Here is a 23,265-nt window from a genome sequence, read left to right on the forward strand (position 1 = left end):
GCAGGCACCTCACTGACGAGGGGTCAGACAGTACGGACATTCCAGCCAGCCTTCCTGTAGTCCGCCACCACATCGTTCACAGGTGACGGTGCTGAGAGCCCTGGCTCGTCGCTCCGACTCCAGGCCTGAGTCGGTGAGGATCATCCGGCCCACTTCTTCCAAGGTGGTCTGACCCTGACGCACCAACTCGAGGCTGTAGCCCAGCAGGGTTTTCATGCCCGATTCCAGAGCCAGACGACGGAGCACATCGGTGGTGGCACCGTTGGCCACAGCCGTGGCCAACTGCTCGTTCATGCGCAGCACTTCGTACACACCGATCCGGCCTCGATAACCGCTGCCCTGACAGTGGGGACAGGGGTCGCCACTGTGGTCACGATTGCCATCGTGGTGGTGGGCTCGGTAGAAGCGCACACCTGTCTCATGGTGCGTCATGAGCCCGAATCGGCCCAGTTCAGTGGCATCGGGTTGATAGCTTTCGCGGCAATGGCTACAGACACGCCGTAGCAGCCGTTGCGACACAATCCCGATCAGGGAAGCGCTGACCATGAAGGGTTCCACCCCCATCTCGCCAAGGCGGGCGATAGCGCTTGGGGCGTCGTTGCAGTGCAGGGTGGTGAGCACCAGGTGGCCGGTCAGGGCAGCTTCGATCGCTGTTTTGGCTGTTTCTAGATCACGGGTCTCTCCCACGAGAAGCACGTCTGGGTCTTGTCGCATGAACGCCCGTAGGGCCGTGCTGAAGTCGAAGCCCTTTTCCCGGTTCACCTGGCATTGGGTGATGCCTGGGAGGGTGTATTCGATTGGATCCTCCACCGTTGAGATATTGATCCCGGGATCGTTGCGTTCCGCCAGCAGCGAGTAGAGAGTCGTCGATTTTCCTGATCCTGTTGGACCAGTCACCAGGATCATGCCGAATGGCTTGGAGCCGAGGCTGCGCACCAGTTCGAGTGCCTCCGGGTTGCTGATCAGCTTGTCGAGGCCCAGTTGCGTGGATGAGCTGTCGAGGAGCCGCAGCACGATCTTTTCCCCGAAGCGGCTCGGCAGACTGCTGACGCGGAAATCAACGCTGCGTTGGCGAAAGCGGCGGCGGATTCGACCGTCTTGGGCTTGCCGTCTTTCGGCGATATCGAGGTCGGCCATGATCTTGAAGCGTGAGGTCACGGCTGGCACCAGGCGACTGGGCAGCGGTTCGCTGTAGCTCTGCAACACACCGTCCTGGCGGAAGCGCACCTGGAGGCCGATTTGTTGGGGTTCCACATGAATGTCGCTTGCCCCAAGTTGCAGGGCCTGAAGCAGGATGCGGTTCACCAGATTCACCACTGGTGAGGCGTTCGTGTCTCGGAAGGTTTGTTCGAGGTCTTCGTGTCTTGAGCCCAGTCGGGCTGCTTCTTCGGGCTCTTCTTCCAGGACCCCGTCGCTGTTGAAGCCAGAGAGCAGTGAATCGAGGTTGATGGGTGCCTCGCTCTCTTCCTGGCTTTCTGGGGGGTCATCCAGTGTTTCTTCTCCAGGATCCTGCGGCAGGTTGATGTCTGCTTCTGCTTGATTTGACTCCGCCAAAGCAGCAGTGGTCTGGTTGGCCTCCTGGCTCTGGAGGGCGATCAGGGCTGCGGCCAGGCGTGGATGCTTGTTGGGGACAAGTCCTTTTGCTTCAAGTCTTGTCAGCAGTTGCTGATGGCTGTCTTGATCCAGTCGTTCCGGGACCGGTTCCTGCAACAGCAGCTCCAGGACAAAACGCTGCTGGTCTCTCACGGTGGGGCTGCGGCGAGGGATCTGGTGCTGGAGGTGCGGGCTTCCGCCGCTTGTGGGAGGTGAGCCTTACCTATCAACATGTCTAGGTGTGAATCTGCAACTGGTCAGCATGAGTGGCGATCCCTCTTCATCAGCTCACGATCCCGCCGCTGATGCTGCAGCACCCGGTCCAGGTCCCGAGGCTGCGGCCGAGACTGTGGAGGCTCCGAGTGATGCAGCCAGCGCTCCCTCTCCGGATCCAACAGCAGCGGGTGGCAAAGACAATGAAGCGCGCTTGGAGCAGTTGGAGCGCGAACACAGCAGCTTGCGCGAAGAACACGAGACCCTGCGCAGCCAATACATGCGCATCGCTGCTGATTTCGACAACTTCCGCAAGCGTCAGAGCCGAGATCAGGATGATCTCAAGGTGCAACTCACCTGCAGCACATTGAGCGAGATCCTGCCGGTGGTGGACAACTTCGAGCGTGCCCGGCATCAGCTCAATCCCGAAGGTGAAGAGGCCCAGGCTTTACATCGCAGCTATCAGGGGCTCTACAAGCAGCTGGTGGATGTGTTGAAGCAACTTGGTGTTGCTCCGATGCGGGTTGTGGGTCAGGAGTTCGATCCCAGCTTGCATGAGGCTGTTTTGCGGGAACCGAGCGATCAGCACCATGAAGACGTGGTGATCGAAGAGCTGCAGCGGGGGTATCACCTCAATGGCCGTGTGCTCCGCCACGCCATGGTGAAGGTGTCGATGGGGCCCGGACCCCAAGGTGATGTCGCCTCGGCAACGGCGCCTGATTCTCCCGCTGATGCTCAGGATTCTGGCCCTGCGATGGAGGGAGAACCCAACCAACAGGAGAGTTGAGCTCCCTTGGCTGGCCCTTAGGGTGATGAACGGGATGACGAGCTGATGGCCGATTACTACGACCTGCTCGGCGTCAGTCGTGACGCCGATGCCGACACGCTCAAGCGTGCCTATCGGCGGCTTGCTCGTCAGTATCACCCTGATATCAATAAGGATCCTGGTGCTGAGGATCGCTTCAAGGAGATCGGCAGGGCCTACGAGGTCCTCAGCGATCCACAGACCAAGGCCCGTTACGACCAGTTCGGTGAAGCTGGTCTTGGTGGAGCTGCAGGTATGCCCGATATGGGCGATATGGGCGGCTTTGCTGATCTGTTTGAGACCTTTTTCAGTGGTTTCGGGGGTGCTGCTGGAGGTGCTGGAGCTCGTCCGCGGCGGCGGGGCCCCCAGCAAGGCGATGACCTTCGCTACGACCTGACGATCGACTTCAATCAGGCCGTGTTCGGCCAAGAGAGGGAGATCCGCATTCCTCACCTGGAAACCTGCACCACGTGCAACGGCTCTGGGGCTAAGTCGGGAAGTGGTCCCACCACCTGCTCCACCTGCGGTGGTGTCGGTCAGGTGCGGCGCGCCACCCGCACTCCTTTCGGAAATTTCACCCAGGTGGCGGAATGTCCCACCTGTGGCGGCAGCGGTCAGGTCATCGCTGATCCTTGTTCAGCCTGTGGTGGCCAAGGGGTGATTCAGGTGCGCAAGAAATTGCGCATCAATATTCCCGCTGGTGTTGATACGGGCACGCGCTTGCGTGTTGCGGGCGAAGGCAATGCCGGCCTCCGTGGTGGTCCTTCCGGTGACCTCTACGTCTTTCTTACGGTCAAAAGCCATCCCAGTTTGCGCAGGGATGGCCTCACCGTTCTCTCTGATGTGAAGGTGAGCTATCTCCAGGCCATTCTCGGAGACACGATTGAGGTGGAGACCGTTGACGGTCCCACCAGTTTGGAGATTCCGGTCGGCACTCAGCCCAATGCGGTGCTCACCCTCGAGAACAAGGGCATCCCCAAGTTGGGTAACCCAGTGGCCAGAGGTAATCAAAGGGTCACAGTGTCTGTTCAGTTGCCCACTCGTCTCAATGAGGAGGAGCGCACGCTGCTGGAACAGTTGGCCGGTCACCATTCAGCTCGAGGTGTGCAGCATCACCACCACAACAGCGGTCTCTTCGCACGACTGTTTGGTCAAGGTTGACGTTGACTGGCTCCGATGTTGATCAGCAGCTCGATCTCCGCGGCACTCCGTGTCCGGTGAACTTCATTCGCTGTCGGCTCACGCTGGAGACCATGGTCCCTGGACAGGTTCTGGCGGTCAGCCTGGATCGGGGCGAGCCGGAGGCAATGGTGGTGCCCGGTTTGGAACAGGACGGCCATCAGGTTCAGCTGGATGGCGGCACTGACGACTGGGTGAGTTTGAAGGTGACCTGTGGGGGTGGTTGAGCAACGCTTTAGGGGTGTGGTGGTGGCGTTGCAGGCCAACTACCTCGAGGTGGAACTGGATCCGCCCGACGCCGCCACGCGACTGCTCTGCACCCGCCGCACCCGCCTCAATCATCGTGGCGCTGCCGTTCATGTTGGCGATCGCGTATGGGTCGAGGCGATTGATCAGCAGCAGCGTCGTGCTGTGGTAGCGGATGTGGAACCTCGCTTCAGTTGGTTGAGCCGCCCTCCCGTGGCCAATGTCACCGCGGTGGTGGTTGCTTTCTCGGTGGAGCAACCAGCGTTTGATCCCGATCAGGCCAGTCGGTTCCTGCTCACAGCTGAGCAAACGGGCCTGGTCGTTCAGGTGCTGCTGACCAAATGCGACCTGCTGCAGGAGAAGGCCTCTCGGCAATTGGTGGATCGGCTTCAGGGCTGGGGGTATGCACCTTTGCTGCTGTCCTCTGAGACCGGTGAAGGTATGGAGTCTTTGCGCACGCTCCTCAAGGGTCAGGCCCTGTCGGTGTTATGCGGTCCTTCCGGTGTGGGCAAAAGCTCTTTGCTCAACAGCCTGCTACCGCAGTTGTCGCTCAGAGTTGGGGCCGTCTCAGGGCGCCTGCAAAGAGGGCGGCACACGACGCGCCACGTTGAATTGCATGCGCTCGGTCCTGAAGCGAGAGTGGCCGATACACCGGGGTTTAATCGTCCCGACTTACCGGATGACGTTCATAACCTTGAGGTGCTGTTCCCCGAATTACGCAGTCAACTCGAGACCCATCCCTGTCGTTTCCGAGACTGTCTGCATCGGGATGAACCAGGCTGCGGGGTCAGTCGTGATTGGGAGCGTTACGGCATTTATCGGCGGGCCGTTGAGGAGCTGATGGGGTTCAGCCGCCCATCCCGGGGAGGTTGAGGTTGAGGCCTCCGGTGAGTTCTTCCATCCGCTCTTTCATCGTGGCGGTGGAGTGCTCATAGGCCGACTGGAGTGCCGCGAGAGTGGCCGCTTCACAGGCACTCTGCCCCTCTGCCAGCAGGGACGGGTCAAGGCGCACTCTCAGGGGTTGCTGGTTGCCTGACAGCCAGATGCTTGCCCGGCCATCATCGCTGCTTCCTTCGATTTCCATACCATCGAGTTCCTCCTGAAGCTTCTGGGCGTCTTGTTGGATCTGCTGAGCCTTGCGGAAAGCCTCGGTGAGTTGTCCGAAGTTGGGGAGTCCGAACCCTGCCATGGCGCCTAAGGGAGAACGGGCAGGTTAAGCGGTCAGTGCGTGATCGTTTGACTGAATCCGAGTCGTTTCACTTCTGGGTGAAGGGTGATGCCGTGGTTGTTTTCCACTTCTTTTTGCACCAGGGCAATCAGGCTGAGGATGTCATTCGCACTCGCAGAGCCGTTGTTAACGATGAAATTGGCGTGCACGGGTGACACCTCAGCGCCGCCAATGCGGTGGCCTTTCAGCCCTAAGGCTTCGATCAGCTGGCCGGCTTTAAGAGGTTCGGGATTGCGGAAGACGCTGCCACAGCTAGGCCACTGATACGGCTGCGTTGTGGTGCGGTGGTTGAGGTTGCTGCTGGTGGCGCGGCTGAGTGCCTTGGGATCGTGGCCTGGCTCCAGCTGAAAGCGCGCCGAGATCACCATCAGGTCGCAGTCCTGGAGGCGACTATGGCGGTAGGAAAAGTCGAGCTCAGCATTGTTCAAGATGCGGATGGCAGCGTTCTCGCTGCCATTTGGCAAAGTATCGATCACCTCAACGGAAAGCAGTCTCTCGGCGGTGCAGCCTCCCTGAGCTCCGGCATTCATGACGGCAGCACCCCCCACGGTGCCAGGGATACCCACAGCCCATTCCAGGCCATGAAGACCTGCACGGGCCGCGCGCCGGGCCAGGGTTGGGATCGGTTCACCGGCTAAAGCTTCCACCACACCGGTCTCTCCGTTGAGGTTCATGCCTTGAAGCTTGCGTAGGCAGATGGTGAGACCTGCCAGGCCGGCATCACTGATCAACAGATTGGAGCCTGCACCGATCACTCTCCAGGACAGTTGGTGCTGATGCGCCCAGCTGATCAGTTCGATCAGCTGATCCCTGTGCGTTGGTTCCGCTAGCCATTCGGCTGGTCCACCCACCCGCCAGGTGGTGTAGTCAGCCAGGGAGACCTGGGAACGCAACAGTTCCGGGTCGTGATCAACCATCAGGCTGCTAGCGATGTCGGCTGGGTGGCGTCAGCAGACGATTCGTCGGGGCAAAGACGGTTCCAGAGGCTGTTCACATCACCAGCCCCCATCGCCAGCACGAGATCTTCGGGTCGGCTGTGTTCTTGAACCAGGGCAGTGAGTTGGTCCATGGTGTCGGCCACCAAAACAGAGCGCTCTGGAATTAACTGCTGCAGCTTTTCACCCAGGGTGTGGCTGTTGATGCCTTCGATAGCTGCTTCTCCGGCGGAATAGATCGGGGCCAGCACCACCGTGTCTGCACTGCTGAGGGCTTGAGCAAAGGCGTCGAGAAACTCTTGGGTGCGGCTGTAGCGATGGGGCTGAAACACCACCAGCAGCCGTTGTGGTGCACGGGGCAGGGGGCTGCGACCGCTGCTCACCATCAACTGCGCCATTTCGAGAGTGGCTCGCACTTCACTGGGGTGATGGGCGTAGTCGTCAACCACCAGCCGTCCCTGCCAGCTCCCACGGAAATCGAAGCGGCGTCCGGGCGGGCGCAGTTGGCTGAGACCCAGTTGCAGTTGTTCAAAGGGCAGGCCTTCCATCCTGCAGGCCGCAAGGGCAGCGGTGGCATTGCTGAGGTTGTGCAGGCCGGGCATGGGCAGCGTGATGCGACCGATGCGAGCACCACCTTCGTAGAAGTCCGCCTCGGTGAGGTCCCCTTCCAGTGCGACGGGAAGGGCGGCGTAATCCACACCTTCGTGGCTGCTCACAGACCACCAGTGGGTGGCCTGGAAATGCTCCCTGAGAATCGGGTCGTCATGGTTGGCCAGCAGCCGATCGCAGCCGGCTCCGAACCGTTGCATGGTGGCGATCAGATCGTTGAGATCGGCGTAGTGATCCGTATGGTCCAGCTCGAGGTTGGTGATCACGCCCAAGTGTGCAGCGAACTTGACAAGCGAACCGTCGGATTCGTCGGCTTCTGCCACCAATAACCGCCCTTCACCGGCGTGGCCATTGCTCCCGTAGCAGGGCACGACGCCGCCGATGACTGCCGTTGGGTCCTCTCCGGCGGCGGCCAGAAGCGTGGTGATCACCGTGCTCGTGGTTGTTTTGCCGTGGCTGCCGGCGACGGCAATCGACGTCTGTTCGGCAATCAGGGCCGCCAAAACATCGGAGCGATGAAGGATGGTGAGCCCGAGGGCTCGCGCTGCCATCAGCTCTGGGTTGTGATCAGGGATGGCGGTGCTGATGACCACATGGGGCTGAGGCCCATCAGCAGAAGTGACGGCCTTGATCGTTTCTGCGATCTGCTGCGGGAACACCCGGACTCCGAGCTCAGCCAGCTCCTGCACGGTTGATGATTGCTTGGGCTCTGAACCGGAAACGCGTTGTCCGCGTTTGGCCAGAATCAGCGCAAGGGCTGACATGCCGATGCCGCCGATTCCGATGAAATGGATGGGTTGCTGGCGGCTGAGCAAACTGGACAAGGGGTTGAACCGTGGGTCCGAAAGATAGGTCAGGATCTGGCCGAAAGCTTGTCATCGACACGCTTGTCAGCAGTTGGTCCTGGAGGTCGATCTAGGGGAGACCTGGCCCAGCGGTTGACGATGGTCTGTCGGGTGGAGTGGCACGCGGACCCGAGAGAAAACACCAATTTCTGTATGATCGGCGGCCAAACCACCTAGCTGCGGATTTCCGCTTAAGTAATGACCCTGCGCGTTGCGATCAATGGATTCGGCCGAATCGGTCGCAATGTGATGCGGGGTTGGATCAGCCGTGGCGCTGACACCGGTATTGAAATCGTGGGCGTCAACGCCACGTCTGACCCCAAGACCAGCGCTCACCTGCTGACCTACGACTCCATTCTGGGCAAACTCGACCCCAGCGTAAAGATCGAAACCACTGATGATTCCATGATCATCAATGGCAAAGAAGTCAAGTTTTTCTCCGACCGCAATCCGCTCAACTGCCCCTGGAAAGAATGGGGTGTGGATCTGGTGATTGAGTCCACCGGTGTCTTCAACACCGATGAAAAAGCCAGCATGCACATCCAGGCTGGTGCCAAGAAGGTGATCCTCACCGCTCCTGGTAAAGGTCCGAAGGTGGGCACCTTCGTCGTCGGTGTGAATGAGGACCAGTACCGCCATGAGGATTGGGACATCCTCAGCAATGCCAGCTGCACCACCAACTGCCTTGCGCCTTTGGTGAAGGTGATTGATCAGTCGATCGGTATCAACCGTGGTCTGATGACCACCATTCACAGCTACACCGGTGACCAGAGGATCCTGGACAACAACCACCGCGACCTGCGTCGTGCCCGAGCTGCAGCCGTGAATATGGTTCCCACCTCAACCGGTGCAGCTCAAGCTGTTGCTCTGGTGTATCCCGCGGTGAAGGGCAAGTTCACCGGTATTGCCATGCGCGTTCCTACCCCGAACGTGTCCGCGGTTGACCTGGTGTTCCAGTCCTCCCGCGCCTCGTCTGTCGATGAGATCAAGTCGATCATCAAGGCCGCGGCCGAAGGCCCGATGAGCAACGTGATCAAGTACGGCGATCTGCCTCTGGTCTCAACCGACTACGCCGGTACTGATCAGTCGACGATCTTCGATGCCGACCTGACCCTGTCCATGGGTGACGACTTCTTCAAGATCGTTTCCTGGTACGACAATGAGTGGGGCTACAGCCAGCGTGTTGTTGATCTGGCTGAAGTGGTTGCTCGTAATTGGAAGTGATCAGCTGATCGTCCGACTCTGTTTTGCTTGATCCCTCCCTTCGGGGAGGGATTTTTTTGTGATCGCCTCCTGATCTCAGAGGCCTTGAAAGTGATCAAAACCACTGCGCCTCATTGGACGGCCACCCTCTTTCCACTGGATCACGTCAGGTTGGTCAGTGATCCAGCCCACCTGACTGCTTTCTGGACGTGCAGTCAGCCAGGCCTCCGCCCAAGCTTGGGGCAGGCTCAGCACCAGTTCGAAGTCCTCTCCGCCGCTAAGACACCATTCCCGCCAAGCTTCGCCCTTGGGCCAACCTGAAGCATGTGGCAAGCGCTTTTGTTCGAGCACAGCACCGCAGCCACTGCTCTGGCAAAGGTTTTGTACTGCTGCCAGTAGCCCGTCGCTGCTGTCTGTTCCCCCGGCTCTCCAGGCAAGGTCCTTCGGTTTGCACTCGATCAGTTGGACCAGAGCATCCAGGCGTGGTTCAGGGCGTTGATGCCGTGTGATGGCCATCGTCCTCAAGGCTTCGGGTAAGTCGGTCTGCATGGCCATTGCTTCCCTTTGAAGCAGGCCTAGCCCCAGGCGGCTCAGCCCATGGGCACCACTCACCACGATCCAATCTCCGGCCCGGGCTTGATTGCGATGCAGACGCAGCGGTCCCAGGGTCCCTAGAGCAGTAATGGACAGGATTCGTTCGCTGCCCCTGGTGCAGTCTCCTCCCAGCAGCTGTCCACCGCTGGACTGCAGCATCGCTGCGATGCCGCTATAGACCCCCTCCACCCAGCTCCATGGGGTTTGTGGTGGTGCGACCAGCCCAACGGTGACCCCAAGCACGGTGTCCACGCCACTGGAGGCCAGATCGGAGAGATTGGCGGCCGCGGCTCGCCATCCCACGTCGGCCGCGGTTGTGGTGGCATCGCTGAAATGGACGTTCTCGACCAACACGTCTGTGTTGATCAGGAGGTCGGCGGCGGGATTCTTGAGTTGGGCCGTGTCGTCATCGAGCTGACCGGGCGGCGCAAACCTTGCCAGCCGCCGCAGCAGCTCCGCTTCTCCTAGTGATTGCAGCGTCTCAGCCAAGGTTGAGACCTCAGGCGTGCGGCTGGAGTCGATCTGCCCCGTCGATCACCTTGATGCTCACGACGCGGTCATCGACTCCCAGTTCTTCCAGCACATCAAAACCGTCCACCACATAGCCGAAGGCGGCATTGCGGCCATCCACCAGATTCAGGCCTGCTGGGGTGAGTTCCGCTTCATAGAGAAACATGAAGAACTGGGAGGAACCGTCGCCAAGAGATTGATCGGAATGGGCCCATCCCAGGGTGCCGAGGGTGGCAAAGGGCAGGGTTGGTGTGGCTTTGTAGAGCCCCACATCTTCGAAGGTTTCGTTGTAGATGGTCTCGGCTTCACCAGGTACACGGATCTCGAGGGGGACGTGGCGCTCCTGCTTGGTTTTGGGGTCGATGTAACCGATCTCGGGACCCTTCGGATCACCGGTTTGAAGGATGTAGAAATCCTCCGCACGGATGAATGGAAGGCCGTCGTAGAAGCCTTTGAGACTGAGGTCGATGAAGGCGCCTGCGGTGAGTGGAGCGTTGTAACCGTCCACCACAGCGGTGAGTTCGCCTTGGCTCGTGCTGATGCTCACGGTGGCGCGACCCTTCAGACGAGGCAGCGCATCGAACTCGGTCGGGATGGCTGGAATCGTCTCATCGGTGAGCAGAGCTTCCAGATCGCCGACTGTGGTGAGGGTCTTCCTTCGCACTTGGATCAACCCGGTTTTGTTCTGTTGGTCGACTTCGGTCTGCATCGCGGTGATGCCTGCGTCGACTGCGTCGAGTAGTCCCTCAGCGATGGTTTGATCGTCGCTTGCCATCGAGGCGAGGATGCTGTCCCGGCGGGTGGACAGGAAGGCTTGGCTCTTGGTCAGTGAACGGCTGAGCGCGCTCCAACGTTTGGCCCGGAGGTCATCGCTAGTGCCTTCAAGTCGATGCTGGAGATCGCGCAAATCGGGCTGCTCGAAGGGGAGAGCATCGCGCAGGATCGCGGCAGGGTCCTTGACCGCATTGCCCTGCGGTAGGCCGGCATTGGCCGGCTCAGCAACGAGAAGACCAAGGGATGTGATGAGGGCGACCAGCAGTGCGGCAAGACGCTGATGGGCCATGAGGAAGCCAGGTGCTGCCTGGACTTTGGCACAGCCGTATGATCCCCTGAACCGTCCAGCCGGAATGATCTCCAGCAACGACTTTCGCACCGGTACCACCATCGAGCTTGATGGTGCCGTTTGGCGGGTTGTCGAGTTCCTTCATGTCAAGCCTGGCAAGGGTTCTGCCTTCGTGCGCACCAAGCTCAAGGCTGTCCAGAGCGGCAACGTGGTTGAGAAGACGTTTCGCGCCGGGGAGATGCTGCCTCAGGCGATTCTTGAAAAGGCCACCCTTCAGCACACCTACATGGAAGGTGAGGACTATGTCTTTATGGACATGTCCTCTTATGAGGAGACTCGGCTCACCGCCAAACAGATCGGTGACAGCCGCAAATATCTCAAGGAAGGAATGGAGGTCAGCGTTGTCTCGTGGAATGAGAAGCCCCTGGAGGTGGAACTTCCCAACTCCGTGGTGCTGGAGATCACCGAAACTGATCCGGGTGTGAAGGGCGACACAGCCACGGGTGGCACGAAACCTGCGATTCTTGAGACCGGCGCCCAGGTGATGGTGCCTCTCTTTCTCTCCATTGGCGAGAAAATCAAGGTTGATACTCGCAATGATTCCTATCTGGGCCGGGAGAACGGATGACCATGCAGCTTGATCACGACCAGCTTCATCGCTTGCTGGAGGTCCTCTCAGACAGCGATATCCAGGAATTCCGTCTTGAAGGAGACGACTTCCGTCTTGAGGTAAGGCGCAATCTGCCCGCTGTGGCAGTGGCTGCTGCTCCTGTGGCCGCAGTAGCTGCGGCTCCAGCAGCTCCGATGGAGGTTGCCCATGAGTCGTCTGCACCAAGCACACCGCCACCACCGGTGCCTGCTTCCCGCTCTGACTTGGTGGATGTCACCGCTCCGATGGTTGGAACTTTTTATCGAGCCCCTGCTCCGGGTGAACCCTCCTTTGTGGAAGTGGGCAGTCGCATCGGTGTCGGTCAGACGGTGTGCATTCTTGAGGCGATGAAGCTCATGAATGAGTTGGAAGCGGAGACCTCCGGTGAAGTGGTGGAGATTCTTGTGGACAATGGAACTCCGGTGGAATTCGGCCAGGTGCTGATGAGGGTCAAGCCTGGCTGAGATCCCAGGCGGCTTGAATTGCTGCAAGCATGCTTGCCGGGCGGGCTACACCCATCCCGGCGATATCAAATCCTGTGCCGTGGTCTGGTGAGGTGCGAAGGAAAGGCAGCCCGAGGCTGGTATTCACGGCTTGATCGAAGGCCAGCAGCTTCACTGGGATCAGTCCCTGATCGTGATAGAGCGCTAGGTACCCATCAGGACTGGTGTCGTCTGCGCCCTTGCTCCAGGCTTGAGCTGCGCTCAGCCAACAGGTGTCTGGCGGGAGCGGGCCTGTGAGGATCACATCGGGGTTGGCGGAGGCCCACCGCTGCATCACTTGTTTGAGCCAGCTGGCTTCTTCCTGGCCCAGTTGACCGTTCTCTCCGGCATGGGGATTGAGTCCGGCCACGTGCAGTTTTGGTCGTTGGTGGAAACGCCGACAGAAGTCCGCCAGGGTGTTGAGTTTGCTGTGGATTCGTTCTGGAGTCAGCGCTCTGGGTACTTCTGCTAGTGGGATGTGTGTTGTGGCCAGCAGGGTGTTGAGTCGCCAGCTGGTATGGGGAGAGACTGCGGTGAAGAGCATCGAGGCCTCAGACCAGCCCCCCAGTTCGGCCAGTCGTTCGGTTTGGCCGGGATAGGAATGACCTGCAGCGTGCCAGATGTGTTTGGCGATCGGCGCGGTGACCAGAGCGCGGGCTCTGCCCTCGAGAGCATGGCTGGCAGCACGCGTTAGCCACTGGAAGCTGGCGGCACCTCCCGCAGGGCTGGGCTCTCCTGGTTTGACAGTCTCCGCAAGGGGCATGTCGTCGATCTCGAATCGATCGGGATTGGCAAGGGAGATTGCTCCCCGCCGGCTCAGCTCCTCATAGGTGATCTCGAGACTGCGCCGGCAGCCCACCAGTAGGGGAGACATCTCGCTGGGACAGCCGCGGTTGGCTAAGGCTTTAAGGGTGACTTCCATGCCGATCCCGGCTGGATCGCCGAGAGCAATCACCAAGCGCTGATTAGCGTCAGTGGGTTCAAGGGACATGACGATGCTGCGCTGGTTGCTTCTGGGGCTGCTGATCTACGGACTGGGTACTGCGTTCAAGAACGGCTGGTTGGAGGTGCAATGGCAGCAGTTGTTCGAAGATGCGGGTCTTGGCTTTGATGACTCTGAGCAGCCGCTGCGTCTGCATGAGCATCCGATCCTCAAGCCGCCCCCGGCTCCGAGCCGCGAGCCCTGAATCCTTCTTGCTCCCAGCAGTTACGCATACCACTGCGGAAATCGGGGTGAACGAGTCGGTAGCCAAGCTCCTGGCAGAGCAGCTGGTTGCTCACCCGTCGATTTTCTGCCCAAAAGGAACGCGCCATGGGGCTCATGGACCCTTCCACAGCGTTGTAGGAGCGGCAGGCAGGCAGAGCGATCCCTAGCAGCTCGGCGGCATAGCTCTGCACCTCCGCACTCGGGGCTGGTCGGTCATCGCACACATTCACGATCGCCGGCCTTTGGCCGTTTGAGGCTCGATCGATCAGATGCAGACATGCTCCCGCAATGTCATCCACATGGATGCGGGAGAACACCTGCCCTGGTTTTTCCACTGGCTTGATCTCCCCGCGGAGAATGGCCTTCAGCGGAGAGCGCCCGGGGCCATAGATCCCTGGTAAACGCATGATTTGAAGGGGAAGATCGGTCTGCATCCAGGCCTCTTCACAGTCGAGTCTGCGCTTACTGCGTTCCTGGGTGGGGTTGGGGGCGTCTGTTTCGCTCACCCAATGTCCCTGGCGGTCGCCATAGACCCCTGTCGTTGAGAGGTAGCCCACCCATTGCAGCGGCATCGAGCCGAGCCGATCGCCAAGGCAGCGCAGCACGGGGTCTTGACCATCGCGTTCTGGAGCGATGGTGCTGATCAGATGGGTCACTCCGTTGAGCTGTTCTGGGGTCGGAATGCGACCTAGCTGGCTGTCAAAGCACAGTTCTTCGTCTGAGCCGTTGTCATCGACAAGACGACGCGTGGTGAGAACATGGGCGCCGCTCTGGCGTGCGAGCGAGGCGATTCGCTTCCCACTGAACCCTGCACCAAGAACTAGCAGGGTGGCGTTGGCCGGCCAAGGACGGGAACGGTTGACAGTTTCGCTTGCCATCAGTACAAGTGTATTAGTTCACGAATCGGCCATGACAGGCGCATCTCTTTCTTTGGTCTCACCAACTGCCTCTATGGTGCCCCGGCGCCCGTCTGCGCGCTTGGCCTTGCCCCATTGCGCCGGTGCTTTGATGGCCGCGGCTCTTGTCACTGGCGCTTTTGTGTTGGCTCCCGAGCAGCCCCAACAGCAGGCCTCCATCTGTGAAAGACATCATTCAGTGTCGGCCTGTCGCGTTTGGTGAGCTGTTGAGTTCAGGCCGCCTGCAGATTCCAGTCGCCCGTTAGAGGGTCATCGTCTTGTTGCTGGGGCTGGTGGTGATGGGGCGACGCGGTGTTGTTGAGTTCCGGTTGGGCCCATTGCAGCAAGCGCATCGCTAGGCGTAGATCTCCATCCATCCAGGCGCGAATCGCCATCGCCCGACGTGGGTCATAAAAGCGCTGACGCCGATACCAGTCGAAAACATCAGCATCGGACTTATGCCCATTGCATGAGAGGCAAGCCGGAACACAATTTTCGGTAATGCTCAGGCCGCCACGACATTGGGGGACAATGTGATCAATTGATTCAGAGGGTTTGCCACAATAAATACAACTTTTACCCGTATATGTGTGAAGGGATTGACGCCATCGTCGAACGCGCAATTTGGGGCAGAGTTCGTCGAGGAAAACCGCGTCCCTGTTGTGCATCCGAGTATCTCGGTTAGAGCTAGTTTGCCCCGTTTTGCTCGGCCGTCAATGTGTCGAAGAATGCATTTTTGCAAGTTCCAGCTGTTTGTTGATCAAGAAAGTTTTTGATGCCTTGTCTGCTCTGCACAGGCCTCTAAGATTTTCTTCGCTGGTTCTGTGGCTACGGCGTCCTCCAGCTCCCGCTGTTATCTCGGCCTCTCCCCTTCAGGGCTGGTGCAGGTGATCCATCCTTTTGATGCGGTGACCCATGCCCAGATTGGTCGGGTTCGCCCTCGTGGCATCTGGAGGGGAGTCAAGAAAGGTTGGGAGTTTCCCCTGGCTGCAGCGCAGTCGCTTCAAGAGCAGTTGGGATCCCGTTTCCCCACCCGCGACGATCTCGCACGTTGGATCCATTGGCATCGTCATCCCTTGCCTCCGCTGCCGGATCATCGGCAGCTTGTGGAGTTGGCCGACTTGATGACGGTGCTCCCTGACGGCCGCCAGCCGTTGCCTCACCAGCGTTCGGGAGCGCGATGGCTGCTGGCTCGTCGTGGTGCCGTTCTGGCCGATGAGATGGGTCTCGGTAAAACACTCACGGCTTTGCTGGCGGCGAGGGCCTTGATGCGGGCAATGTCGTTGCGGTTGATGGTGGTGGCACCGGTCGGACTCCACGGCCATTGGCGTCGGGAAGCGGAGGCTCTGGATTTGAGGATCACCCTGCTCAGCTGGGCTCGGCTGCCTCAAGACCTGCCTGCTGCCGGCACCTTGCTCGTGGTGGATGAAGCCCACTACGGCCAGTCGATGCTGGCTCAGCGCACCCAGGCACTCCTCCGTCTTGCCCGCCATCCGCGCCTGAGGGCCATCTGGTTGCTGACTGGCACACCGATGAAGAACGGACGGCCTGATCAGTTCTATCCCCTGCTCGCTGCGATCGATCATCCGATTGCTCGTGATCAACGCGCTTTTGAGGAGACGTTTTGTCAGGGGCATTGGCGCGATGAGGGCAACAATCGGCGCTGGCAAGCCAAAGGCGCCAGTCAATTGGAGGAACTCCGTCGCCTCACCAAGCCACTGGTTTTGCACCGTCGCAAACAGCAGGTGTTAGGCCTGCCCCCAAAGCAGCGTTGTTTTCATCCCATCGCCATCGCTGATGCGGAATCCCTGGGTTTGGATCATCGAATGTCTCAGGTGATCGATGACTACCGCCGTCGCGTGCGAGAGGGACAGGTGCGCTCTGATGCTGAGGCCTTTGCGGTGCTCACAGCCCTACGGCGGATCGGAGCGGAGTTCAAGTTGCCCTTTGCAGAGCGTCTTGTTCAGGAGCTGCGCCGACAACAGCAGCCTGTGGTGCTGTTCAGTGGCTTCGTTGATCCGTTGCAGTTATTGCAGCAGCGGATCGGCGGGGAGTTGCTCACTGGGCGACTGAAGCCTGTGGAGCGTCAGGCGGTGGTGGATCGTTTTCAGTCTGGAGAGAGTGATCTTTTGCTGGCGACCTATGGGGCCGGAGGGCTTGGCTTCACCCTCCACCGGGCCCGCCACGTGGTGCTGTTGGAGCGACCTTGGACTCCCGGAGATGTGGATCAGGCGGAGGATCGCTGTCACCGCTTGGGAATGGATGGTGGGCTGACCAGTCACTGGCTGCAGCTTGGGGTTGCTGATCAGTTGGTGGATGGGCTTGTGGCCAGCAAGGCCAAGCAGATCGAGGTGCTGCTTGGCACGCGTCGCTTGAGGCTGGATCGTCAGCCCTTGCCTGCCATGCTCTTGCGCTGTTTGCAGGACGCCTGACGCACCTTCAGTTCATGACTGATCATCGGGTCGGCTGTTGTCCCCTGGTCCTTCACCAGTGTGAGGGCTCGATTCACATCCAGGCATGCCTCATCGATTTGGCCCAGAAGGGTATGCAGCAATGAGCGATCCGTTAGCGGGGCTGGATCGCTGCGGTGGGCTTTCACCACTTGATTGCAGCGATTGAGTGCCTGATTGAGTTGACTGAGGTCAAGTTCCTCAAGACAGGCTTGAGGTGTCAGTTCCGCCTCGCTCAGGCCGGATGTCGGTGCTGAGCGGCTGCGGCAACCCACTCCGGTGAGAAGCAGGCTGGTGAGTAGCGCTGCGCCCAGTGCTCGCTTGGATTTAGTAGCTGTAACGCTGGTCACCGTAAGAAGAGGCAGAAGAGGAGGACTGGCTACTTTCGCCGCCTAGAGGGCGGTTTTCGGGAAGAGAAGCGTTGCTTTTCCGGGGTCCGAACAAATCGCCGAGGTAGCGACCGCAGTCGGGGTAGGTGCCGGGGTCGTTGACCACCGCTTCGGTGATCATGACCGCCGCATGTTCAGGCGAGGTCTTGAACATCCCACTTTTCTGCCGCTTGATCAGGGCGTAAGAGGCATCCCAGCTCACGTTGTGATCGTTGCCGTTGCTGCGCATGAAGCAATACACCTGAGCCCCTTTGTTTGGGGAGGCGTTGGCAGCCTGGGCGTTTCCAGGCAGCAGGCTGCTGAGGCAAAGACCCGCCAAGGACAGGGTGAGAACGGAGCTTGCACGGTTCCTGGCCATGGCTGGACGAAGTGGTCGATCTGCGCCAACGTATCGACTCGACCGATGATGTCCAGGCCTCAGGATTCACCTAGGCCAAGAGGCACTAACAGTTTCACCAGCAGCGGCAGGACCAGAAGCACGGTGATGAGCCGTACCGCATGCAAGGCAGCGACTGCAGCGCCGACGCCGAATTCCGCCCCAACAAGGCTCATACCACTGATGCCGCCAGGTGCGGCTCCGAGCAGGGCCACCATTGGATCGATCCCGAGTAAGCGGCTGGTCCACAGTCCGATGGCGATCCCTGTCATCACAAGAGTGAGGGTGATCAGGATGGCCGGTCGCCAGAGTTCCTGCAGTTGTTCCAGTGAGGCGCGGGTCAGGCTGGTACCGATCACCACGCCAATGGCGATCTCGATCGTTGTTCGCGTTCCTGTAGGCCATTCGGCAACATCCAGCCGTCCGCTCATGCTCACGATCCCTGCCCCCAGCAGTGCGCCTGCAAGGGGAGCGGCGGGGATGCCGGTGCGTAAAGCGAGCAGGCCCATGCTGGTGCCGGCGAGGGCATAGATCAGAAGAGTTGCCAGAGGGGGCATTGGAGGTTCCGATCGCATAAGGGTTTCAGTCTGATCCCAGATGTGTTGTCATCGGCGCATTCCCATTGGCATGCATCGGCCATGACCCAGTCCGTGTCTTTTCGGATCACCCGCACGGCAGAGGATGTCGCTCAGGCGATCAATGCCCTGTCGCAGCGATTGGTGAAGCTCGAGCAGCGTCTCGAGAGCCTTGAACTGCAGGTCAGGCAGCACCATGACACCCCTGAGATGCCAGCGGATGAACTTGCCCGCCTTGATGACGTGGATCGTCTGCTGATGGACTGTCAGTCGCTGCTGCAATCCACCGCCGCCAGCACAGAGGCCATGGCTGAGATGCCCGTTGCGGAGACGGCCACAGAGGATTTCGCCGATCACGCTGTTCATGATGGCGATGAAAGCGATGCTGTCTCCGATCTGTTTTCTGGGTCAGAGGATGGCAATCAGGTCGATCACGAGGCGGCATGAACAGGCCGGAGGTGTCAAAATGAAAAGAAAGTGACCCATGGCCATTCCTCAGCCCGGTGCATGTGCAAGCGGCGGTAGCCGTAGTGCTTTTCGTTCGTTCCCCGCTGGTCGTTCCGGGCGTGGATACGTCGAAGGGGGCCATCAGCTTGAGAAACTTGAGTTTGCTCTTGCTGTGGCAATCACCCGCGGTGATCAGTCACGCATCACTCTTCTGCGCGAGCAAATCGATGCGATGGGTGGCAATGTTGAGGAGCCAGGTACTTGATTGATCTCTCACTTTGTATTGCAATGGTGACGATTACGTTAAACTCAAAACAGATCATCGTTTAGACATTGACGTCAATACTTGCACGAGCTTCTGGGGGCTCTGCGGCAGTGATCGATAAGCGGCAGGGTTATCTTGACTCGGCACAACGGTTGTTTGCCCAAGCCCGTGTAGCAGCTGAAAAGGGTGATGTTCCTGAATCCGGATCTCTGATTCTCCGTGCTCTCGATCAGGAACGTCGAGCCGGTGGGGTTGGCCCGCAGGTCATGCAACTGATCAAGCCACGCCAGTGAGGCGAAACTTGGATCTTTCCTTGTTCAATCGTTCAAGCGGGTGACCGGACTCGAACCGGCGACGTTCAGCTTGGGAAGCTGACATTCTACCACTGAATTACACCCGCACATCGGCAGTTTATGGCACTGCCGCCGATCATCCTTCTGATCGTTTCGCCTTGTCGCCTCAGCTGTTTAAGGCTGCTGCTGCTGCTGCCAAACCATCACCCATGTTGGTTTTGCCCAGGTTGAGGGAATGCAGCGTGGATTCAATCGCAGCAACGGCTGTTAGCACATCCCGATCGCATACAAATCCAAGATGGCCGATGCGGAAGACTTGGCCCTTGAGGTGATCCTGACCTCCGGCCAGCAAGATGTCAAAACGGTCCTTGACGGCTTTGCGCAGTTGTTCTGCATCGATGCCGTCTGGAGCCACGGCGGTGATCGCAGGGCTCCCATAACCGTCTGCGGCATAGAGGGGGAGGCCCATGGCTTTCATGCCTGCCTGAGCAGCGGCACGGTGGCGGGCATGACGGTTGAAAATTGATTCCATGCCTTCGGTCTGCATCATCTCCAGTGCTGCTTCTAGGGCGAAGTAGAGGTTCACAGCAGGGGTGAACGGGTTGCTGTTCTTCGCAGCAGTTTTCCTGTAAGGCCCCAGATCGAGATAAAACTTGGGCAGATCGGAACGCTCATAGGCTTTCCAGGCCCTTTCGCTCATGGCCACGAAGCTCAGGCCAGGGGGCATCATGTATCCCTTTTGGGAGCCGGAGGCCACCACGTCCAGGCCCCAGCTGTCCATGGGCACATTTGTGGCTCCGAGACTGGTGACACAGTCAGCAATCGTTAGTGCTGTTCCGTGGGCGCGCACGTGAGCGCTGATGGTTTCGAGATCGTTGATGACTCCAGTCGAGGTTTCGGAATGGGTGAGAATCACGGCACGGATTGCTTTCTCCGTGTCGGCTTCCAGAGCGTTGCGGAAGGCATTTGGATCCAGGGGTTGGCCCCACTCGGCCTTGATCACTTCCACGTCAAGGCCATAGGCCTTGGCCACCTTCACCCAGCGTTCTCCGAATTTGCCGTTATCTCCGCAGACCACCTTGTCGCCGCGGCTGAGGGTGTTGATGATGCCGGCTTCCATTGCAGCGGTTCCACTGCCTGTGATCACCAGCACATCGTTGCTGGTTTGATGCAGCCAACGCAGTTGCTCTGTGGTGCGCTGCACCACAGCCTGAAACTCACCACTGCGATGTCCGATGGGGTGACGGCCCATGGCCTTGAGCACCGTCTCGGGCACCGGGGTGGGCCCGGGGATCATCAGGGTGAGCTTGTCCTGCACGGCCGCGGAAATGCCAATCCATCATCTTAAAAAATGGTCCTGAACGTCTTGTTGCTGGTCAGTCCATATGCCTGAGGCGTCCCCTTCTCCGAGCTTGGGTTTGACCTTGCCCATGTGGGTGGCTGCTGCTGCCAGGGCTGCCATGCAGTGCCTGGTCGGTGAGCCGGTTGTGCTGAATCAGCAGCTGTTCCAGCCAGGTGGCGATCCTGTGCAGACCGTGCCTGTGCGATCCGTCTCCCTCCTGGAGAGCGGAGTGCAGGCTTTGGCGATCAGTGTGTGTGATCCCGGGCCAGGGTTGGATCTCACCCGGGGATTGGAGGTCTGGGTGCGTGTGGCCTGGGCCCCAACTGCCGATCCTTGGCTGAATGTGATTCCAGGTGCTGGTGTTGGTCGGTTCGCCGAGGGTGGAGGCATCTGTCTCTCCACCTTTGCCCGTGAGCTGCTGGAGCAGAATCTGCGGCCTTTTGTTCCTAAGGGTCGTGGTCTGGTGGTGGAGGTGGTGCTTCCCCGCGGGCGTGAGCTGGCTCAACGCACCAGCAATGCTGCCTTTGGTGTGGTGGAGGGGCTGGCGCTGATCGGCACTCAGGCTGAGGTGCAGATCAGTGCCTCGCCGGATCAGTTACAGAGCAGTCTGGAGCGGTTGCGGGCGCTGGTTGTTGAGCCGGACTTCGCTGGGCGGCTGACGCTGGTGATTGGCGAGAACGGCTTTCACTTGGCGCAGCAGCTCGGCTTCGGGTCTTCAGGGCCGCTGCTCAAGACCGGTAACTGGATCGGACCGATGCTGGTGGCGGCGGCGGAAGCGGGCGTGGAGGAGTTGGTGCTTTTGGGTTATCAGGGAAAGTTGGTCAAGCTTGCCGGCGGCATTTTTCATACCCATCACCACCTGGCTGACGGGCGGTTGGAGGTGTTGGTAGCGCTGGCGGTGGACCTTGCTTTTCCTTTGGATCTGCTGCAAAGCCTGGGTCAAGCGGCGTCCGTTGAAGCGGCTCTTGAGGATCTCCAGACTCGGGAGCCGAGGCAGGCTGAGGCGTTGCGGCAGGCCATGGCGGCAGCAGTGGAGGCTCGGGTTAGGGCCTATCTCCAGCGTTATGGAGATTGGGCCCTGCAGGTGGGTGCTGTGCTGTTCGATCGCTCCAGGCAGCGACGCTGGCCAGGTCCAGTTGGACAGGTCTTGCTGGCGGATTGGGGACGAAGCCTTTGAGCCCCTTCTCTACGCTGATTGATTGACGGTCGTTTGCCCACGACCCCATTCGTAGAGATGACTCAGATTCAGCCTGACGGCCAGCGAAAGCCAGCGATCGTCATTCTCGATTTCGGTTCGCAGTATTCCGAACTGATTGCCCGGCGGGTGAGGGAAACGGAGGTGTTCTCTCTGGTGATCGGCTACAGCACCTCTGCTGAGGAGCTTCGCAAAATGGCTCCAGCGGGAATCATCCTGAGTGGTGGACCCAGCTCTGTTTACGCCGACGGTGCCCCCCTATGTGATCCGGAGATCTGGACTCTGGGAATCCCGGTGTTAGGGGTCTGCTACGGCATGCAGCTGATGGTGCAGCAGCTTGGGGGTGAGGTTGAGGCGGCCACAGGCAAGGCCGAATACGGCAAAGCGCCACTACAGGTGGATGACCCTACTGATTTGCTCACCAACGTCGACGACGGCTCCACGATGTGGATGAGCCATGGCGATTCGGTGAAGGCGTTGCCGAAAGGCTTCGTGCGCTTGGCCCACACCACCAACACACCTGAAGCTGCGGTGGCTGATCACAACCGCAGGCTCTATGGCGTGCAGTTCCATCCCGAGGTGGTGCACTCCACCTGCGGCATGGCTCTGATCCGCAATTTCGTTTATCACGTTTGTGGTTGTGAGCCGGATTGGACCACCGATGCCTTCATTGAGGAGGCGGTTGCACAGGTGCGGCAGCAGGTGGGCGATAAGCGGGTGCTGCTGGCGTTGTCTGGTGGTGTGGATTCATCCACCCTCGCCTTTTTGCTGAAGAAAGCGATTGGCGATCAGCTCACCTGCATGTTCATTGATCAGGGCTTCATGCGTAAAGGCGAGCCTGAATTCCTGATGGATTTCTTTGATCGAAAGTTCAACATCAACGTTGAATACATCCATGCTCGTAAGCGGTTTCTAGAGAAGCTCAATGGAGTGACGGATCCTGAGCAGAAGCGCAAGATCATCGGCACCGAGTTCATTCGTGTGTTTGAAGAGGAGAGCAAGCGCCTTGGCCCCTTTGATTACCTTGCCCAGGGCACTCTCTATCCGGATGTGATCGAGAGCGCCGGCACCAACGTTGACCCGAAAACCGGAGAGCGGGTGGCGGTGAAGATCAAGAGCCATCACAACGTTGGTGGCCTGCCTAAGGATCTGCAGTTCAAGTTGGTGGAGCCTCTGCGCAAATTGTTTAAGGACGAGGTGCGCAAGGTTGGCCGCAACCTTGGATTGCCCGAGGAGATCGTGCGTCGCCATCCCTTCCCCGGTCCGGGTCTGGCGATTCGCATTCTTGGGGAGGTGACGGACGAGAAGCTCGATTGCCTTCGCGATGCCGATCTGATCGTGCGTGAGGAGATCAAGGAGGCCGGCCTTTATCACGACATTTGGCAAGCCTTCGCTGTGTTGCTGCCTGTGCGTTCAGTTGGTGTGATGGGCGACAAGCGCACCTACGCCTGGCCGATCGTGCTGCGCTGTGTCTCCAGCGAAGACGGTATGACCGCTGATTGGTCCAGGCTTCCACCCGAGCTGATGGAGCGGATCTCCAACCGCATCGTCAATGAGGTGAAGGGCGTGAACCGGGTGGTGCTGGATATCACCAGCAAGCCCCCCGGCACGATTGAGTGGGAATAGTGCTGCTAGGGGCTGGTGGAGGGTCGACGGCGCCGATACTCTGAGCCCCC

The 23,265-nt window shown here is 59.5% G+C and carries 27 protein-coding genes and 1 tRNA gene; 14 read left to right on the forward strand and 14 right to left on the reverse strand.

Annotated elements, in window-relative coordinates:
- Window positions 1–9 precede the first annotated feature (9 nt).
- On the reverse strand, window positions 10–1,746 hold the full coding sequence (locus tag SIB72_RS04290) for a GspE/PulE family protein (protein WP_413744718.1): 1,737 nt from the start codon (window positions 1,744–1,746) through the stop codon (window positions 10–12).
- A 109-nt stretch (window positions 1,747–1,855) separates the two neighbouring features.
- Between SIB72_RS04290 and grpE the strand changes: the two genes are divergently transcribed.
- From grpE to rsgA, 4 genes are read left to right on the forward strand one after another with little or no spacing between them, the layout of a single operon-like run.
- A complete protein-coding gene (grpE, locus tag SIB72_RS04295; RefSeq protein WP_413744719.1) occupies window positions 1,856–2,593 on the forward strand; it encodes a nucleotide exchange factor GrpE in 738 nt (245 codons plus the stop codon).
- Window positions 2,594–2,638: 45 nt separating this feature from the next.
- Complete coding sequence (gene dnaJ / locus SIB72_RS04300) at window positions 2,639–3,772, forward strand: molecular chaperone DnaJ (RefSeq protein ID WP_115119293.1); 1,134 nt, start codon at window positions 2,639–2,641, stop codon at window positions 3,770–3,772.
- A gap of 2 nt (window positions 3,773–3,774) precedes the next feature.
- On the forward strand, window positions 3,775–4,017 hold the full coding sequence (locus SIB72_RS04305; RefSeq protein WP_413744720.1) for a sulfurtransferase TusA family protein: 243 nt from the start codon (window positions 3,775–3,777) through the stop codon (window positions 4,015–4,017).
- Window positions 4,010–4,909, forward strand: coding sequence for a ribosome small subunit-dependent GTPase A (gene rsgA / locus SIB72_RS04310; RefSeq protein WP_413744721.1), 900 nt, complete (start codon window positions 4,010–4,012; stop codon window positions 4,907–4,909). The genes SIB72_RS04305 and rsgA overlap by 8 nt, the downstream gene beginning before the upstream one ends.
- Here rsgA and SIB72_RS04315 read toward each other — a convergent pair.
- Genes SIB72_RS04315 through murC form a run of 3 tightly spaced genes read right to left on the reverse strand, consistent with a single transcriptional unit; the run spans window position 4,884 to window position 7,632 of the window.
- Window positions 4,884–5,225: a YbaB/EbfC family nucleoid-associated protein gene (locus SIB72_RS04315; RefSeq protein ID WP_115019006.1), complete on the reverse strand. Its 342-nt coding sequence runs from the start codon at window positions 5,223–5,225 to the stop codon at window positions 4,884–4,886. The two genes, rsgA and SIB72_RS04315, sit on opposite strands and share 26 nt — an antisense overlap.
- A gap of 32 nt (window positions 5,226–5,257) precedes the next feature.
- Window positions 5,258–6,181 (reverse strand): UDP-N-acetylmuramate dehydrogenase, encoded by a 924-nt coding sequence (murB, locus tag SIB72_RS04320; protein WP_413744722.1) that lies wholly within the window; start codon window positions 6,179–6,181, stop codon window positions 5,258–5,260.
- On the reverse strand, window positions 6,181–7,632 hold the full coding sequence (gene murC / locus SIB72_RS04325; RefSeq protein ID WP_413744723.1) for a UDP-N-acetylmuramate--L-alanine ligase: 1,452 nt from the start codon (window positions 7,630–7,632) through the stop codon (window positions 6,181–6,183). Before murC ends, murB begins: the two co-directional genes overlap by 1 nt.
- A 219-nt stretch (window positions 7,633–7,851) precedes the next feature.
- Between murC and gap the strand changes: the two genes are divergently transcribed.
- Complete coding sequence (gene gap / locus SIB72_RS04330) at window positions 7,852–8,877, forward strand: type I glyceraldehyde-3-phosphate dehydrogenase (RefSeq protein ID WP_115019001.1); 1,026 nt, start codon at window positions 7,852–7,854, stop codon at window positions 8,875–8,877.
- Between the two features lie 75 nt (window positions 8,878–8,952).
- On the opposite strand, the gene thiL is transcribed toward gap, so the two are convergent.
- Together thiL and SIB72_RS04340 are read right to left on the reverse strand one after the other, a co-directional pair.
- Entirely contained in the window at window positions 8,953–9,939 is a 987-nt protein-coding gene (thiL, locus tag SIB72_RS04335) for a thiamine-phosphate kinase (protein WP_413744724.1), read from the reverse strand.
- A gap of 10 nt (window positions 9,940–9,949) precedes the next feature.
- Window positions 9,950–11,023, reverse strand: coding sequence for a peptidylprolyl isomerase (locus tag SIB72_RS04340; RefSeq protein WP_413744725.1), 1,074 nt, complete (start codon window positions 11,021–11,023; stop codon window positions 9,950–9,952).
- A gap of 64 nt (window positions 11,024–11,087) precedes the next feature.
- Here SIB72_RS04340 and efp point away from each other — a divergent pair, with 64 nt between their 5' ends.
- Both efp and accB read left to right on the forward strand, forming a co-directional pair.
- Entirely contained in the window at window positions 11,088–11,651 is a 564-nt protein-coding gene (efp, locus tag SIB72_RS04345; protein WP_115019175.1) for an elongation factor P, read from the forward strand.
- Window positions 11,648–12,136, forward strand: coding sequence for an acetyl-CoA carboxylase biotin carboxyl carrier protein (gene accB / locus SIB72_RS04350; protein ID WP_170953807.1), 489 nt, complete (start codon window positions 11,648–11,650; stop codon window positions 12,134–12,136). The genes efp and accB overlap by 4 nt, the downstream gene beginning before the upstream one ends.
- Here the strand turns inward: accB and pdxA are convergent.
- Complete coding sequence (gene pdxA / locus SIB72_RS04355; protein WP_413744726.1) at window positions 12,123–13,145, reverse strand: 4-hydroxythreonine-4-phosphate dehydrogenase PdxA; 1,023 nt, start codon at window positions 13,143–13,145, stop codon at window positions 12,123–12,125. The genes accB and pdxA overlap by 14 nt on opposite strands.
- Between pdxA and SIB72_RS04360 the strand changes: the two genes are divergently transcribed.
- A complete protein-coding gene (locus SIB72_RS04360) occupies window positions 13,144–13,341 on the forward strand; it encodes a 4-hydroxythreonine-4-phosphate dehydrogenase (protein WP_413744727.1) in 198 nt (65 codons plus the stop codon). The two genes, pdxA and SIB72_RS04360, sit on opposite strands and share 2 nt — an antisense overlap.
- Here SIB72_RS04360 and SIB72_RS04365 read toward each other — a convergent pair.
- Both SIB72_RS04365 and SIB72_RS04370 read right to left on the reverse strand, forming a co-directional pair.
- On the reverse strand, window positions 13,307–14,239 hold the full coding sequence (locus SIB72_RS04365) for an SDR family oxidoreductase (RefSeq protein ID WP_413744728.1): 933 nt from the start codon (window positions 14,237–14,239) through the stop codon (window positions 13,307–13,309). The two genes, SIB72_RS04360 and SIB72_RS04365, sit on opposite strands and share 35 nt — an antisense overlap.
- 251 nt (window positions 14,240–14,490) lie before the next feature.
- Window positions 14,491–14,925 carry an HNH endonuclease gene (locus SIB72_RS04370; RefSeq protein WP_115119309.1) on the reverse strand — a complete coding sequence of 145 codons (435 nt, stop codon included), beginning with the start codon at window positions 14,923–14,925 and terminating at the stop codon, window positions 14,491–14,493.
- 213 nt (window positions 14,926–15,138) lie between these two features.
- Between SIB72_RS04370 and SIB72_RS04375 the strand changes: the two genes are divergently transcribed.
- On the forward strand, window positions 15,139–16,689 hold the full coding sequence (locus SIB72_RS04375; protein WP_170953815.1) for a DEAD/DEAH box helicase: 1,551 nt from the start codon (window positions 15,139–15,141) through the stop codon (window positions 16,687–16,689).
- Here the strand turns inward: SIB72_RS04375 and SIB72_RS04380 are convergent.
- Genes SIB72_RS04380 through SIB72_RS04390 form a run of 3 tightly spaced genes read right to left on the reverse strand, consistent with a single transcriptional unit; the run spans window position 16,644 to window position 18,029 of the window.
- A complete protein-coding gene (locus tag SIB72_RS04380; RefSeq protein WP_413744729.1) occupies window positions 16,644–17,057 on the reverse strand; it encodes a hypothetical protein in 414 nt (137 codons plus the stop codon). The genes SIB72_RS04375 and SIB72_RS04380 overlap by 46 nt on opposite strands.
- The gene (locus tag SIB72_RS04385; protein ID WP_413744730.1) at window positions 17,035–17,454 is read right to left on the reverse strand and encodes a DUF6554 family protein; all 420 of its coding nucleotides are present in this window, start codon (window positions 17,452–17,454) and stop codon (window positions 17,035–17,037) included. The genes SIB72_RS04380 and SIB72_RS04385 overlap by 23 nt, the downstream gene beginning before the upstream one ends.
- Before the next feature lie 59 nt (window positions 17,455–17,513).
- Window positions 17,514–18,029: an AbrB family transcriptional regulator gene (locus SIB72_RS04390; protein ID WP_115119313.1), complete on the reverse strand. Its 516-nt coding sequence runs from the start codon at window positions 18,027–18,029 to the stop codon at window positions 17,514–17,516.
- Window positions 18,030–18,110: 81 nt separating this feature from the next.
- Here SIB72_RS04390 and SIB72_RS04395 point away from each other — a divergent pair, with 81 nt between their 5' ends.
- From SIB72_RS04395 to SIB72_RS04405, 3 genes are all read left to right on the forward strand, one after another.
- Complete coding sequence (locus tag SIB72_RS04395) at window positions 18,111–18,494, forward strand: chemotaxis protein (protein ID WP_413744731.1); 384 nt, start codon at window positions 18,111–18,113, stop codon at window positions 18,492–18,494.
- Between the two features lie 37 nt (window positions 18,495–18,531).
- A complete protein-coding gene (locus tag SIB72_RS04400; RefSeq protein ID WP_413744732.1) occupies window positions 18,532–18,759 on the forward strand; it encodes a hypothetical protein in 228 nt (75 codons plus the stop codon).
- Window positions 18,760–18,869: 110 nt separating this feature from the next.
- Window positions 18,870–19,052 carry a hypothetical protein gene (locus SIB72_RS04405; protein WP_115119317.1) on the forward strand — a complete coding sequence of 61 codons (183 nt, stop codon included), beginning with the start codon at window positions 18,870–18,872 and terminating at the stop codon, window positions 19,050–19,052.
- A gap of 35 nt (window positions 19,053–19,087) precedes the next feature.
- Here SIB72_RS04405 and SIB72_RS04410 read toward each other — a convergent pair.
- A tRNA-Gly gene (locus SIB72_RS04410) sits at window positions 19,088–19,159 on the reverse strand.
- Window positions 19,160–19,218: 59 nt separating this feature from the next.
- Window positions 19,219–20,370: a pyridoxal-phosphate-dependent aminotransferase family protein gene (locus tag SIB72_RS04415; protein WP_413744733.1), complete on the reverse strand. Its 1,152-nt coding sequence runs from the start codon at window positions 20,368–20,370 to the stop codon at window positions 19,219–19,221.
- Window positions 20,371–20,437: 67 nt separating this feature from the next.
- Between SIB72_RS04415 and cbiD the strand changes: the two genes are divergently transcribed.
- Both cbiD and guaA read left to right on the forward strand, forming a co-directional pair.
- On the forward strand, window positions 20,438–21,571 hold the full coding sequence (gene cbiD, locus SIB72_RS04420) for a cobalt-precorrin-5B (C(1))-methyltransferase CbiD (protein ID WP_413744734.1): 1,134 nt from the start codon (window positions 20,438–20,440) through the stop codon (window positions 21,569–21,571).
- A gap of 57 nt (window positions 21,572–21,628) precedes the next feature.
- Window positions 21,629–23,215 (forward strand): glutamine-hydrolyzing GMP synthase, encoded by a 1,587-nt coding sequence (gene guaA / locus SIB72_RS04425; RefSeq protein WP_413744735.1) that lies wholly within the window; start codon window positions 21,629–21,631, stop codon window positions 23,213–23,215.
- Window positions 23,216–23,265: the final 50 nt, after the last annotated feature.

It is taken from the genome of Synechococcus sp. MIT S9451 (assembly GCF_047304725.1).
Classification (GTDB): domain Bacteria; phylum Cyanobacteriota; class Cyanobacteriia; order PCC-6307; family Cyanobiaceae; genus Synechococcus_C.

Bases quoted from the DNA above. Each gene is read 5' to 3' on its own strand.
- SIB72_RS04370 (WP_115119309.1), bottom strand. From the start codon at position 14,925: ATGCACAACAGGGACGCGGTTTTCCTCGACGAACTCTGCCCCAAATTG.
- SIB72_RS04385 (WP_413744730.1), bottom strand. From the start codon at position 17,454: ATGGCCAGGAACCGTGCAAGCTCCGTTCTCACCCTGTCCTTGGCGGGT.
- accB (WP_170953807.1), top strand. From the start codon at position 11,648: ATGACCATGCAGCTTGATCACGACCAGCTTCATCGCTTGCTGGAGGTC.
- guaA (WP_413744735.1), top strand. From the start codon at position 21,629: ATGACTCAGATTCAGCCTGACGGCCAGCGAAAGCCAGCGATCGTCATT.
- gap (WP_115019001.1), top strand. From the start codon at position 7,852: ATGACCCTGCGCGTTGCGATCAATGGATTCGGCCGAATCGGTCGCAAT.
- murB (WP_413744722.1), bottom strand. From the start codon at position 6,181: ATGGTTGATCACGACCCGGAACTGTTGCGTTCCCAGGTCTCCCTGGCT.
- SIB72_RS04390 (WP_115119313.1), bottom strand. From the start codon at position 18,029: ATGCCCCCTCTGGCAACTCTTCTGATCTATGCCCTCGCCGGCACCAGC.
- SIB72_RS04400 (WP_413744732.1), top strand. From the start codon at position 18,532: ATGGCCATTCCTCAGCCCGGTGCATGTGCAAGCGGCGGTAGCCGTAGT.
- pdxA (WP_413744726.1), bottom strand. From the start codon at position 13,145: ATGTCCCTTGAACCCACTGACGCTAATCAGCGCTTGGTGATTGCTCTC.
- cbiD (WP_413744734.1), top strand. From the start codon at position 20,438: ATGCCTGAGGCGTCCCCTTCTCCGAGCTTGGGTTTGACCTTGCCCATG.
- SIB72_RS04395 (WP_413744731.1), top strand. From the start codon at position 18,111: ATGACCCAGTCCGTGTCTTTTCGGATCACCCGCACGGCAGAGGATGTC.
- SIB72_RS04365 (WP_413744728.1), bottom strand. From the start codon at position 14,239: ATGGCAAGCGAAACTGTCAACCGTTCCCGTCCTTGGCCGGCCAACGCC.
- grpE (WP_413744719.1), top strand. From the start codon at position 1,856: ATGAGTGGCGATCCCTCTTCATCAGCTCACGATCCCGCCGCTGATGCT.
- efp (WP_115019175.1), top strand. From the start codon at position 11,088: ATGATCTCCAGCAACGACTTTCGCACCGGTACCACCATCGAGCTTGAT.
- SIB72_RS04360 (WP_413744727.1), top strand. From the start codon at position 13,144: ATGACGATGCTGCGCTGGTTGCTTCTGGGGCTGCTGATCTACGGACTG.
- SIB72_RS04315 (WP_115019006.1), bottom strand. From the start codon at position 5,225: ATGGCAGGGTTCGGACTCCCCAACTTCGGACAACTCACCGAGGCTTTC.
- dnaJ (WP_115119293.1), top strand. From the start codon at position 2,639: ATGGCCGATTACTACGACCTGCTCGGCGTCAGTCGTGACGCCGATGCC.
- SIB72_RS04340 (WP_413744725.1), bottom strand. From the start codon at position 11,023: ATGGCCCATCAGCGTCTTGCCGCACTGCTGGTCGCCCTCATCACATCC.